Below are 12,601 nucleotides of genomic sequence, written 5' to 3' on the forward strand. Positions count from 1 at the left end.
TGCGTTCCTCTAAACGCCATTCGCGCCCGGCAAGATTATCCCTTTGGGCCAAGCCCTAACTACAAACAGGATTACTCATGTCCTTTGCTTCCCTCGGTCTCTCCGAGGCTTTAGTCCGCGCCATCGAGGCAGCGGGCTATACCGAGCCTACTCCGGTGCAACAGCGGGCTATTCCCGCCGTGTTGCAAGGTCGCGACCTGATGGTCGCGGCTCAGACAGGTACTGGTAAAACCGGCGGCTTCGCCCTCCCGATTCTGGAGCGGTTGTTCCCCAATGGTCACCCGGACAAATCCCAGCGTCACGGCCCGCGCCAACCCCGCGTACTGGTCCTGACCCCTACCCGCGAACTCGCCGCACAGGTGCATGACAGCTTCAAGCTGTACGCCCGTGACCTGAAGTTCGTCAGCGCCTGCATCTTCGGCGGCGTCGGCATGAACCCACAGGTTCAGGCCATGTCCCGTGGGGTTGACGTGCTGGTCGCCTGCCCTGGTCGTTTGCTCGACCTCTGCGGCCAAGGCAGCGTCGATCTGTCCCACGTGGAAATCCTCGTGCTGGACGAAGCCGACCGCATGCTCGACATGGGCTTTGTCCATGACGTGAAGAAAGTCCTCGCGCGCCTGCCGGCCAAGCGTCAGAACCTGCTGTTCTCGGCAACGTTCTCCAACGACATCACCGCCCTCGCCGGCAAGCTGCTGCACAACCCCGAGCGCATCGAAGTCACGCCGCCCAACACCACGGTCGAGCGTATCGAGCAACGGGTGTTCCGCCTGCCAGCCAGCCACAAGCGCTCGCTGCTGGCCCACTTGATCACCGCTGGCGCCTGGGAACAGGTGCTGGTGTTCACCCGCACCAAGCACGGCGCCAACCGCCTGGCCGAGTACCTGGACAAGCACGGCCTCACCGCTGTCGCCATCCACGGCAACAAGAGCCAGAACGCGCGGACCAAGGCCCTGGCCGACTTCAAGGCCGGCTCCGTGCGGATCCTGGTCGCCACCGATATCGCCGCCCGCGGCCTGGATATCGACCAACTGCCACACGTGGTCAACTTCGAGCTGCCAAACGTCGATGAAGACTACGTGCACCGTATCGGCCGTACTGGCCGTGCCGGTCGTTCGGGCGAGGCCATTTCCCTGGTCGCGCCGGATGAAGAAAAACTGCTGAAAAGCATCGAGCGCATGACCAAGCAGAAAATCGCCGACGGCGACCTGATGGGCTTCGATGCCAGCACCGTAGAAGCCGAAAAGCCGGAAGTGCGCGAGCGTCCGGATGTGCGTAACCCGCGCAACCCACGTGGTCCCAAGGGCGATGGCCCGAACGGCGGCGGTGGTGGCGGTGGTCGTCGCGACAAAGGCAAGGACAAGGGCGGCAAGGACAAGGCGCCTACCAACGGCCGTGGCGAACGCCCAGCCCGCGAGCAAAAGCCCCGCGAAGGCACCCCGGCCCGCGAACAGCGCCAGCCGAGCCAGCCGCCACGCGCCGCAGCCGACCGCGCACCGGACGAGTTCCTCGACGATGACGTGGATAACTTCGGTAACCGCGTTGACTACGTGCCCCAGGCCAAACCGGCCCAGGGCCGTGGTCGCCGCCCAGGTGCCCCGGCACAGGGCGCAGGCGCCGGCGCTCCGCGCACCGGTGGTCAGCCGCAGGGTCGCCAGAATGGTCCACGCAGCAGCAACGGCGCCACCACTGGCACCCCGCCTGCCAAGCGCAATGGTCCGCGTAACGGCGCTCCGCGTGATGGCCAGGCCCGTCGCGAAGAGTCGCGCAACCGCCGCCCCGCCCGTGATGAGCAGCCACGCTCCTCCGAGCCGGCCGTGCAGAACCCGCGCAGCGGCACCACGCCGAAGATTATCCACAAGGAGTCGAAAAGCGATCGCTTCCCGACACCTGAACAGTTGGATCAACTGCCAGGCCGCCCTCGTGGTGAAAAACCAGCGTTGCTGACCCGCAACCGCTGATTTTCATAGCGCCACTAAAAATGCCCCGGTTCGAACGATCCGGGGCATTTTTTATGGACTGGGCATCGATCAACTGTGGGAGCTGGCTTGCCTGCGATGGCGGTATTTCAGCCAGCATCTCTGGTGGCTGACCTGCCGCCATCGCAGGCAAGCCAGCTCCCACATTGACCGCGTTCCAGGCTAAAAAAAACCGGATCTCTCGATCCGGTTTTTTATGCCCGCAACAATTACTTCTGCTTCACACCTTCGATGGAGATGTCCAGGTCCAGGGTCTGGGAAGACGGGCCTGGGCCTTTGATGCCGAAGTCATTCAGGTTCAGCGTAGTCTTGGCGTTGAAGCCAGCACGTTCGCCACCCCATGGATCCTTGCCTTCACCGTTGAAAACGGCCTTGAAGGTCACAGGCTTGGTCACACCGTGGAGGGTCAGGTCGCCGGTCACGTCAGCGGTTTTTTCGCCGGTGGACTTAACCGAGGTCGACACGAACTTGGACTCAGGGAACTTGGCAACGTCCAGGAAATCCTTGCTGGCGATATGCTTGTCACGCTCAGCGTGGTTGGACCACAGGCTGTTGGTTTTCAGGTCGACCGCGATCTTGCTGGCTTCAGGCTTGGCGGCATCCCAGCTAAAGGTACCGTCGAAGTCCTTGAACGTACCGTGGATATAGCTGTAGCCCAGGTGGCTGATTTTCCAATCGATGAAGGCGTGCTGGCCTTCCTTGTCGATCTTGTAATCGGCCGCCATCACCTGACCAGCAGACAGCAGAGCAGTACCGATTGCCAGAGCGGCGAGTGTCTTTTTCAACATGCTTTCTATTCCTTGTGAGTCGAGGTTGAACATCAGGCTTTGCGCCCCAGCATACGAACCAGGGTCGCGTCACGATCGATAAAGTGGTGTTTCAAGGCGGCCACGCCATGCAGGCCGGCAAACACCACCAGCACCCAGGCCAGGTACAAATGCACCAGGCCGGCTACGTCTGCCTGGTCCGGTAGACCGGAAACCACGGCAGGAATTTCAAACAGACCAAACACCGGGATCCCGACACCGTCTGCGGTGGAAATCAGGTAGCCGGCAATCATCACGGCAAACAGCCCGAGATACAGGAACGCGTGGCCAAACGCCGCGCCGATCCGAGTCATGCGGCTATAACTGGCCAGCACTGGCGGCGGTGGGCTGAGCAGGCGCCAGACAATGCGCACCAGCATCACCGCGAACAGCGTAATGCCGATGCTTTTATGCAGGTCCGGCGCGTCTTTGCGCCACATGCTGTAGTAATCCAGACCGACCATCCACAGGCCCAGCGCAAACAGACCGAACACCACCAGTGCCACGCTCCAGTGGATAACAATGCTGACCCAGCCGTAGCGGGTCGATGTGTTTCGTAGTTGCATTCCCCAAATCCCGTAAGAGCCGTGCCCAAGACTAGCGTTTTACCTATCGATATAAAGCGGAAAATTTTGCTGTGAAAGATCGATTTATCCGATCTTGAGCCTATGAACAGTAAATTAACTAAGGATTAAGGACTATTGAGCACAAACGTGACAGACCGTCCTGCATTTACTGCCAATTCATGGCTCATGGGTTGTGACACAGCCCGCCATTGCATAGGCTTGCGCGATTGTTTTGCCTGCGCAGGTCGTGGCAGCGCTTCGAGGAGACGCAAAGATGGGCTTGAATAACCAGTGGATGCAACGCGATCTTGCCGTGTTGTGGCACCCCTGCACCCAGATGAAAGACCACCAGCAACTGCCGTTGGTGCCGATCAAGCGCGGTGAAGGCGTATGGCTGGAAGACTTCGAAGGCAAGCGTTACCTCGATGCCGTCAGCTCCTGGTGGGTCAATGTGTTCGGCCACGCCAACCCGCGCATCAACCAGCGCATCAAGGATCAGGTGGACCAACTGGAGCACGTGATCCTCGCCGGTTTCAGCCACCAGCCGGTGATCGAGCTGTCCGAGCGCCTGGTAAAGATCACGCCCGAGGGCCTGACGCGGTGCTTCTATGCCGATAACGGTTCGTCGTGTATCGAAGTCGCGTTGAAAATGAGCTTTCACTACTGGCTCAACCGCGGCCAGCCGAACAAGAAGCGCTTTGTCACCCTGACCAACAGCTACCACGGCGAAACCATCGCCGCGATGTCGGTCGGCGATGTGCCATTGTTCACCGAGACCTACAAGGCCTTGCTGCTGGACACCATCAAGGTGCCCAGCCCGGACTGCTACCTGCGCCCCGAAGGCATGAGCTGGGAAGAACACTCGCGCCACATGTTCCAGGCCATGGAACAGACCCTGGCCGATAACCACGACAGCGTCGCCGCCGTGATCGTCGAGCCGCTGATCCAGGGCGCAGGTGGCATGCGCATGTACCACCCGGTATACCTCAAGCTGCTGCGCGAAGCCTGCGATCGCTATGGCGTACACCTGATCCACGACGAAATCGCCGTAGGCTTCGGCCGTACCGGCAGCATGTTCGCCTGTGAGCAAGCGGGCATCCGCCCGGACTTCCTGTGCCTGTCCAAGGCCCTGACCGGCGGCTACCTGCCGCTGGCGGCCGTGGTCACCACCGAAGATGTGTACAGCGCCTTCTACGACGACTACCCGACCCTGCGCGCCTTCCTGCATTCCCACAGCTACACCGGCAACCCGCTGGCGTGTGCGGCGGCCCTGGCGACCCTGGATATTTTCGAAGAAGACAACGTCATCGAGAACAACAAGGCCCTGGCACAGCGCATGGCTACGGCCACCGCGCACCTGGTGGATCACCCCCATGTCTCGGAAGTACGCCAGACCGGCATGGTGCTGGCCATCGAGATGGTGCAGGACAAGGCCACCAAGACCGCCTACCCGTGGCAGGAACGGCGCGGCCTGAAAGTGTTCGAGCATGCCCTGGAGCGCGGTGCATTGCTGCGGCCCCTGGGCAGCGTGGTGTATTTCCTGCCGCCCTACGTGATTACCCCGGAGCAGATCGACTTCCTGGCCGAAGTGGCCACTGAAGGCATTGATATCGCCACCAACAGCAAAGTCAGCGTGGCAGTCCCGAAAGACTTTCACCCAGGCTTTCGCGACCCTGGCTAACGCCCCCTGTAGGAGCCGGCTTGCCGGCGATGAGGCCCGCAAGTCTTGCGCAGACCTTGATGCCGCCATCGCCGGCAAGCCGGCTCCTACAGGAAAAACGTCGCTCCCGCTGCATAGCAACACACACATTATTTGCAGAGAACAGAAATGAGACTGTCGCGTTTTTTCACCGATACCCCGCTAAGCCTTGGCGACCACGAACTGCCCGAAGCCCAGGCGCATTACATCAGCCGCGTGTTGCGCATGAACGAAGGCGATGCCGTGCAACTGTTCGACGGCTCTGGCCAGGAGTTTCGCGGCACACTGCTGGAAGTCGGGAAAAAACGCGTGACAGTGCAACTCACCGAGGCCTTCGCCGGCCAGGTCGAATCGCCGCTGCACATTCATCTGGGCCAGGGCCTGTCCCGTGGCGAGCGTATGGATTGGGCAATCCAGAAAGCCACCGAGCTTGGGGTCAACGCCATTACGCCGATCTTCAGCGAGCGCTGCGAGGTGCGCCTCAAGGACGAACGCGCCGACAAACGCCTGCTGCACTGGCGCCAGGTGGCGATCAGCGCCTGTGAGCAATGCGGCCGCTCCACGGTGCCGGTGATTCACCCACCGCTGTTGCTGGCCGATTGGTTGAAACAGGCCGAGGCGGATTTGAAGCTGGTGCTGCACCCGGTGGCCGAGCCGCTGGTGAGCCATGCCAAGCCGTCGAGCCTGGCGTTTTTGATCGGGCCGGAGGGTGGCTTGACCGATGGCGAAGTCCAGACCGCGCAAGGCGCTGGTTTCCACGCCGCAAGGTTGGGGCCGCGGGTATTGCGCACCGAGACTGCACCGGTAGTCGCGTTATCAGTCGCTCAACAACTCTGGGGCGACTTCTAACCCCACCTTGCAAACCCAATCAAACTGTAGGAGCTGGCTTGCCTGCGATGAGGCCCGCAAGTCTTGCGCAGACCTTGATGCCGCCATCGCAGGCAAGCCAGCTCCTACAGTTTTGATCGGGTGCTCGCCTGTTTACTCCACCGGATCACTCACCGGCTTGGCAATAATCGCCTTCAGCTCGCTGGTCATGGGGAACTCCAGGTTCAAGCCCTTCGGCGGAATCGGCTGTTCAAACCAGCGCTGGTAAATCCCGTTGATTTCCCCTGAGCTGTACAGCTCGCCCAGGGTCTCGTTGACCACCGCCAGAAACTGCGGGTCGTCCTTGCGCACCATGCAGCTGTAGATTTCCCGCGACTGTTCCTCGCCCACCACCACCCACTTGTGCGGGTCCTTGGCCTTGGCGCGCTCGCCATAGAGCAACGCGTCATCCATATAGAACGCCACGGCCCGACCCGATTGCAGCATCTGGAACGCCTCGCCATGGTCCTTGGCGCTGATCACCGACATATCCAGCTTGTGCTCATGGTTGTAGCTCTTGAGGAACCGCTCGTTGGTGGTACCGGCAGTGGTCACCACGTTCTTGCCGCGCAGGTCGGCGAAGCGCTGGATACCGCTGTCGTTGGCGGTGAGCAACTGGCCCTTCACATAGATAAAGCCATAGGAAAACGCCACCTGCTTCTGCCGCTCGGCCGTCACCCCGGTGGAGCCGCACTCCAGGTCGACCGTGCCGTTGATCACCAGCGGAATACGCGTCTGCGAGGTGACCAGGTTGTACTTCACGTTGAGCTTGGGCACACCGGTCTTTTGTTGAATACGCTCGACAATCTTGCTCGCCAGGTCCACCGAATAGCCCATGGGTTTGCCGGTGTTATCGCCGACATAGGAAAACGGCACCGACGCATCGCGATAACCCAGGGTGATGCTCTTGGCATTCGCGACCTTGGCCAGGGTGCCCGTCAGCGGTGCTTCATTGGCCTGGGCCTGGGCCGTCAACAACAGCCCCAGTGCGGTACCGATCAACGTGATTTTTTGCATTGTTATTCTCCGTTGGTGTTCTTGTTATGGGCGGCGTACAGCAATCACGCTGATTTCCACCAGCACACTCGGGCGTGCCAGTTCCGCCTGCAGGGTGGTGCGGGTCGGTGCCTGGCCGGGCGTGAGCCAGGCGGACCAGACATCATTCATCGGCGCAAAACCTTCCTGGATGTTCTTCAGGTAAATGGTCGCATTGAGCAGATGATCCTTGTCGCTGCCGGCTTGCGCCAGCAGCGCGTCAATCTTGGCCAGCACCTCGTGGGTCTGGGTGGTGACGTCCTGCCCCTGACCCGGCACTTGGCCGGAGAGGAATACCAGGTCCTGGTAGGTCACGGCGCCCGATAGGCGATTATTGCTGTCGATCCGGTTGATGGTCATTGCGGTGCCCTATGCGGCGCGGGGCGCGAGGCCCTGCATATCAATGGAAGTGGTGTGCTGGCCGATCAGTTCGGCCAATACCTGGCCGCTGCCACAGGCCAGGGTGAACCCCAGGGCGCCGTGGCCAAGGTTGAGCCACAGGTTGCGGTACACGCTGGCGCCAATCAGCGGCACACCGCTGGGGGTGGCCGGGCGCATGCCGGCCCATTCGGTGGCCTGGCTGTAGTCACCGGCCAAGGGGAACGTCTCACAGGCCTGGCGCTTGATCAGGGCCAGGCGCTTGGGCTCAAGGCCCGTATCAAAGCCGACGATGTCGACCATCGCCGCCACCCGCAGCTGTTCGCCGATCCGTGCGTAAACGATCTTGCGGTCATAGTCGGTGATGCTGATTTTCGGCGCGGCGTGTTGCTCGCCAATCGGCACACTCAGGCTGTAGCCCTTGAGCGGGTACAGTGGCAGCGCGATCCCCGGCAACGCCAGCTCAGGGCTGCGCACCCCCGCCGCCAACACCAGGTGCTGCACCGGCATCACCTCGCTACCCAACTCAATCGCCTGCACCGTGCCGTTGGCATGCCGGATACCCGTGACCTTGCGCCCCAGCACAAACCGGCAACGGCCCGACGCTTCAAGGCGCGCCGCCAGTTGCTGGCAGAAGCAGTGACAGTCCGCTACTTCTTCATTGGGCGTGTAGATCCCGCCGACAAAATCCTTCGCGCCCAGGGTCGGTTCCAGGCGCGTGCAATCGGCCGCCGACAGCACCTGTTGCTGCAGGCGATCCAGCACTTTGCCGCGGGCATGTTCAAAGGTGTGATGGCTGCGAAATGTCACCAGTTTGCCGTTGCGCTGCCAGTCGAAGCCGTCCAGCCCATCCTCTTCGCGCCATTGCTGCAAGATGCCTTGGCTCAACGTGGCCAGGCGCAACAGGTGGCCGGCGTTGCGTTTGTTCACCGAGGCCCGGCAAGCGCCAAGGAACGCGGCCATCCAGCGCCATTGCGCCGGGTCCAGGCGCGGGCGCAGCTTCAACGGCGAGTCACCGCGCAGCAGCCAGCCAATGGCTTGCAATGGCACGCCCTTGTCCGCCAGCGGCGCGACGTAGCGGTAGGACAACTGGCCGCCATTGGCAAAACTGGTCTCGCTGCCCAGGCTGTCGCGGGCCTCGACCACCGTCACGTCCATACCGGCGCGCACCAGGGCATAGGCGCTCGCCAGACCGATGACCCCACCGCCAATGATGCAAACCTGCTGAGCCATGTCGATTCCCGAGCGTTGTAATGAGCGTCCAAGGTTAGGGGCAGGTGACAGGCGCCGGACAATGAATAAAGATGGGCCACCTATAAACAAAGGTTATGGACTCGTCATGCGCTTGCGTCATATCGAAATTTTCCAGGCCATCCGCCAGACCGGCTCCGTCAGCGCCGCCGCGCAGTTGTTGCACGTCTCGCAACCGGCGGTGACCAAGGTGTTGCAACATGCCGAGTTGCAGCTGGGTTTCCCGCTGTTCCTGCGCATACGCGGCAAGCTGCAGCCGACTCCGGAAGCCCTGGCCCTGGAGCGCGAAGTCGATAAGGTCAGCGAAAGCCTGCAAGGCGTGCGGCGCCTGGCCCAGAACCTGCGGCGCGCGCCCGGCCAAAGCCTGCGCATCGGCGCCACGCCGGCCCTGGCCTTGTCATTGTTGCCGCCGGCAATTGGCGAGTGGACCCAGCGCTATCCGGACATTGCCTGCGAACTGTCCAGCGCCCACAGCCGTGAGCTGGTGCAGAACCTGTTGATGCGCGAGATGGATGTGGCGCTGACGCTCAAGTCCCCGGACCATCCCGGGCTCAAGGCCCAGGCATTGGCCCACGGCGTACTGGTGGCCCTGGCGCCTCGGGGCTTCTGGCCTGCGGCGGAGCTGGGCAAACCCTTGCCGTTGATGGCCCTGGCAGGCGCGCCGTTGATTGGCCTGTCCAGTGCCGACCCGCTGTCGGCGCGGCTCGACAGCTACCTTGAAGCGGTCGAGCCGCCGCCCAAGGTGCAGATCTCGGTGCAGACCTATTCCCTGGCCCGGGCCATGGTGGAGTCCGGCGCCGGCCTGGCGGTGATCGACCCCTTCACCGCCCTGGGCACATCCACCGACAGCACCTGCATCCGCCCCCTGGCCCCGCCGCTGCCCATCACCCTGTACGCCCTGACCCGCGCGGATGAACCGCCGCCGCATATGTTGGCGAGCCTGCTGGAGATCTTTGGCAGCCGTGCCCAGGAGCAGCTAGACCGCCTCTAAAACACCGCAGAACCCTGTAGGAGCTGGCTTGTGTGGGAGCTAGCTTGCCTGCGATGCAGACACCTCGGTCCATCAGTCACACCCCAGTGATGCTATCGCAGGCAAGCCGGCTCCCACACAAAACCAGCGCCATGTGGTCTGTCAGAGCACGTAGCCCATGATCGCCACAAAGTGCAGCAGGCTGCCGCCGATCACGAACAGATGCCAGATCCCATGGGAGTGCCGCAGCCGGTGTTCCAGGGCGAAGAAGATAATCCCCACCGTGTACAACACCCCGCCCGACGCCAGCCAGATAAACCCGTCCATACCCAACGCGCCAATCAATGGCTTGACCGCCACCAACACAATCCAACCCATCACCGCATAGATCACAATCGACAAAATACGCGCCTCGGAGCGCGGCTTGATCTCCTGCAGGATTCCGATCACCGCCAGGCCCCAGACAATCCCGAACAACGTCCAGCCCCACGGCCCGTTCAGCGTCACCAGGCAAAACGGGGTGTAGCTGCCGGCGATCAGCAGGTAGATCGAGAAGTGATCGACCTTCTGCATGATTTCTTTTTTGCGCCCGCGCACGCTGTGATACACCGTCGAGGCGCTGTACAGCACCAGCAGGGTAAAGCCGTAGATCGCCACACTGACGATTTTCCACGGGCTGCCGTCCATACTCGCCACCACCAACATCCACACCGCGCCGATAAAGGCCGCCACGGCGCCGAGCAAATGACTCCAGGCGTTGAATCGTTCTCCGTGATACATGTGTCGCCAACCTCCAAAACTGCTGCATCGACCCCGTAAGGCTCAGGCCTGACAGGCCAGAGTGCAAGACCGTTATGACGGTTGCGGCGCTTTAAGGGCACAATCGAGCGCATTCGAATAAGAGCCATCGCCATGCTGATCGACGAAGAGTTCACCCTCAAGAAGCTGGAAATCTTCCTGGCCTTCATGCGCACCGGCAACCTGGCCCGCGCCGCCGCCGAGTTGCAGACCAGCAATGTCAGCGTGCACCGGGCCATCCACTCTCTGGAGAATGCCCTGCGCTGCCCCCTGTTCAAGCACGAAGGGCGCAACCTCACCCCACTGGAAAGCGCCTACGTGCTCGAAGAGCGCGCGCAAAAACTGGTGCAGGACGTGGTCGACAGCGTGCGCCTGACCCGCGAAGCTGCTGGCTTCTCCGCCGAACGTTTCAAGCTTGGCGCCCTGTATTCGCTGACGGTCAAGACCGTGCCGCAACTGATCATGGGCCTGAAAATCCGCCGCAGCGAGCTCAATATCGACCTGATCCTGGGCTCCAACGTCGACCTGATGTACAAGCTCAAGAACATGGAAGTCGACGCGATCCTGATCTCCCTCGACGACCAGGTGATGGAGCCGGACTGCGCGCAGATCCAGCTGTTTTCCGATGACATCTTCCTCGCCACCCCCGCCGACTCGCCCCTGGACCGCGAACAGGAAATCGACCTGGCCCAGGTGCGCGACGCCACCTTCATCACCCTGACCCAGGGCTTCGCCACCCACCAGGACGGCGCACGGGTATTCAAGCAGGCGGGGTTCGAGCCGAAGGTGGCGATGCAGGTCAACGACATCTTCACCCTGCTGAGCATGGTCAGCTCGGGGGTGGGATATGCATTGCTGCCGGGAAGGATTGCGGCGGTGTATGAGAACCGGGTGAAGCTGATTCCCTTGCAGGCGCGCTACCGGCTGCAGCAGCACATTGGCGTGGTGTTCTTGAAGGCCAAGGAGCGCGATCCGAATTTGCTGGCGTTGTTGGCAGAGTGTCGGATGTATGCCAATCGGCAGGATTGAAACCGCCGATGAGGCCCGAACATTCAATCGAGATTAGCGAATCAGCCCACCAACCCCCGCATCAGCAAAAACAACAACGAAGGCCCCAACAGACACCCCAGCGCCGTATAAAACGCCGCCGTCAGGCAGCCATAGGGCACCAGCTTCGGATCGGTCGCCGCCAACCCGCCGGCCACGCCGCTGGAGGTGCCCATCAGGCCGCCGAAGATAACCGCACTGCGCGGGCTGTTCAGGCCAATCAACGGCGCCACGAACGGGGTCATCACCATCACCAAAATGGCCTTGATCAACCCCGCAGCAATGGACAACGCCATCACCTCGGAACTGGCGCCAATCGCCGCCCCGGTCACGGGCCCGACGATATAGGTCACCGCCCCGGCGCCGATGGTGGTCAGGCTCACCGCATCGGTGTAGCCAAACGCCATGGCCACCCCAACGCCTGCGACAAATGACGAGCCGACGCCCACAAACAGTGCAAGCACCCCCACGTATCCGGCACGCTTGAGCTCATCGACGCTCACCCCAAACGCGGTCGCCACAATGGCAAAGTCGCGCAGCATCGCCCCGCCCAGCAGGCCGATGCCCGACAGCAGCGGGATATCCACCACGCCCTTGGCCCCGCCGGTAAACGCACCGCCCACATAGGACAGCACCAGCCCCAGCAGGATCGCGATGGCCGACCCATGCAAGCGGCCTTTGGTGAAGGTGTCGCTGATCCAGTAGGACACCCACATGGTCAGGCCGATCACCGCAAAACCACTGATCAGGCCATAGCCGGTGATGACTTTCATCAAGGATTCGTACATGGCGCTCACCCTGCCGTCTTGGTAGGGATGACGGCATCCGGCTCACGGTTGCCGAGGCGTACCAGCACCGGCACCAGGGCAAATGCCACCACTACCGCGCAGGTGCCGGCGAGAATCGCCATGGGGCCGCCACTGATAGCGCCATAGACGTTTTGCTGGGCCGCCATGGCCACCACAATCGGGATGTACACCGCCGCCCAGAAGCTCACACCCTGCTCCGACTTGCCGGTAAACAGGCCACGCTTGCCCAGGTAACTGCCCAGGCCGATCAGCAGCAACATCGCGATGCCTACCCCGCCGACGTTGGCCGGGATGCCCATCCATTGGCCCAGCAGCTCGCCGACAAACAGGCCCGCCAGGGTACACAAGGCCAGAAACGCCACACCGTAAATAATCATGCTGGTAGTCCTCTTGATGCTT

The 12,601-nt window shown here is 61.9% G+C and carries 13 protein-coding genes; 5 read left to right on the forward strand and 8 right to left on the reverse strand.

Annotated elements, in window-relative coordinates; all coding sequences use genetic code 11:
* Positions 1–77 precede the first annotated feature (77 nt).
* A complete protein-coding gene (locus tag BHC62_RS00260; RefSeq protein WP_029297392.1) occupies positions 78–1,958 on the forward strand; it encodes a DEAD/DEAH box helicase in 1,881 nt (626 codons plus the stop codon).
* Between the two features lie 227 nt (positions 1,959–2,185).
* Here BHC62_RS00260 and BHC62_RS00265 read toward each other — a convergent pair whose 3' ends face one another.
* Positions 2,186–2,764, reverse strand: coding sequence for a YceI family protein (locus tag BHC62_RS00265; protein WP_070993959.1), 579 nt, complete (start codon positions 2,762–2,764; stop codon positions 2,186–2,188).
* 32 nt (positions 2,765–2,796) lie between these two features.
* Positions 2,797–3,348 carry a cytochrome b gene (locus tag BHC62_RS00270; RefSeq protein ID WP_070993960.1) on the reverse strand — a complete coding sequence of 184 codons (552 nt, stop codon included), beginning with the start codon at positions 3,346–3,348 and terminating at the stop codon, positions 2,797–2,799.
* Between the two features lie 274 nt (positions 3,349–3,622).
* Here BHC62_RS00270 and BHC62_RS00275 point away from each other — a divergent pair, with 274 nt between their 5' ends.
* Positions 3,623–5,029 (forward strand): adenosylmethionine--8-amino-7-oxononanoate transaminase, encoded by a 1,407-nt coding sequence (locus BHC62_RS00275; RefSeq protein WP_029297398.1) that lies wholly within the window; start codon positions 3,623–3,625, stop codon positions 5,027–5,029.
* Positions 5,030–5,176: 147 nt separating this feature from the next.
* The gene (locus BHC62_RS00280; protein ID WP_070993961.1) at positions 5,177–5,896 is read left to right on the forward strand and encodes a 16S rRNA (uracil(1498)-N(3))-methyltransferase; all 720 of its coding nucleotides are present in this window, start codon (positions 5,177–5,179) and stop codon (positions 5,894–5,896) included.
* 132 nt (positions 5,897–6,028) lie between these two features.
* On the opposite strand, the gene BHC62_RS00285 is transcribed toward BHC62_RS00280, so the two are convergent.
* Genes BHC62_RS00285 through BHC62_RS00295 form a run of 3 tightly spaced genes read right to left on the reverse strand, consistent with a single transcriptional unit; the run spans position 6,029 to position 8,560 of the window.
* The gene (locus tag BHC62_RS00285) at positions 6,029–6,931 is read right to left on the reverse strand and encodes a transporter substrate-binding domain-containing protein (RefSeq protein ID WP_029297402.1); all 903 of its coding nucleotides are present in this window, start codon (positions 6,929–6,931) and stop codon (positions 6,029–6,031) included.
* A 24-nt stretch (positions 6,932–6,955) separates the two neighbouring features.
* On the reverse strand, positions 6,956–7,309 hold the full coding sequence (locus tag BHC62_RS00290; protein ID WP_029297404.1) for a RidA family protein: 354 nt from the start codon (positions 7,307–7,309) through the stop codon (positions 6,956–6,958).
* A gap of 9 nt (positions 7,310–7,318) precedes the next feature.
* The gene (locus BHC62_RS00295; RefSeq protein WP_070993962.1) at positions 7,319–8,560 is read right to left on the reverse strand and encodes a D-amino acid dehydrogenase; all 1,242 of its coding nucleotides are present in this window, start codon (positions 8,558–8,560) and stop codon (positions 7,319–7,321) included.
* A gap of 106 nt (positions 8,561–8,666) precedes the next feature.
* On the opposite strand from BHC62_RS00295, the gene BHC62_RS00300 reads away from it, so the two are divergent.
* Positions 8,667–9,569: a LysR family transcriptional regulator gene (locus BHC62_RS00300; protein WP_070993963.1), complete on the forward strand. Its 903-nt coding sequence runs from the start codon at positions 8,667–8,669 to the stop codon at positions 9,567–9,569.
* 141 nt (positions 9,570–9,710) lie between these two features.
* On the opposite strand, the gene BHC62_RS00305 is transcribed toward BHC62_RS00300, so the two are convergent.
* Positions 9,711–10,328 carry a hemolysin III family protein gene (locus BHC62_RS00305; RefSeq protein ID WP_029300416.1) on the reverse strand — a complete coding sequence of 206 codons (618 nt, stop codon included), beginning with the start codon at positions 10,326–10,328 and terminating at the stop codon, positions 9,711–9,713.
* A gap of 132 nt (positions 10,329–10,460) precedes the next feature.
* On the opposite strand from BHC62_RS00305, the gene BHC62_RS00310 reads away from it, so the two are divergent.
* Positions 10,461–11,375 carry a LysR substrate-binding domain-containing protein gene (locus BHC62_RS00310; protein WP_029300417.1) on the forward strand — a complete coding sequence of 305 codons (915 nt, stop codon included), beginning with the start codon at positions 10,461–10,463 and terminating at the stop codon, positions 11,373–11,375.
* Between the two features lie 41 nt (positions 11,376–11,416).
* Here BHC62_RS00310 and madM read toward each other — a convergent pair whose 3' ends face one another.
* The gene (madM, locus tag BHC62_RS00315) at positions 11,417–12,181 is read right to left on the reverse strand and encodes a malonate transporter subunit MadM (protein ID WP_029300419.1); all 765 of its coding nucleotides are present in this window, start codon (positions 12,179–12,181) and stop codon (positions 11,417–11,419) included.
* Positions 12,182–12,186: 5 nt separating this feature from the next.
* Positions 12,187–12,579, reverse strand: coding sequence for a malonate transporter subunit MadL (gene madL, locus BHC62_RS00320; protein ID WP_029300421.1), 393 nt, complete (start codon positions 12,577–12,579; stop codon positions 12,187–12,189).
* Positions 12,580–12,601 lie beyond the last annotated feature (22 nt).

This window comes from Pseudomonas sp. 06C 126 (assembly GCF_001855215.1).
Lineage (GTDB): Bacteria > Pseudomonadota > Gammaproteobacteria > Pseudomonadales > Pseudomonadaceae > Aquipseudomonas > Aquipseudomonas proteolytica.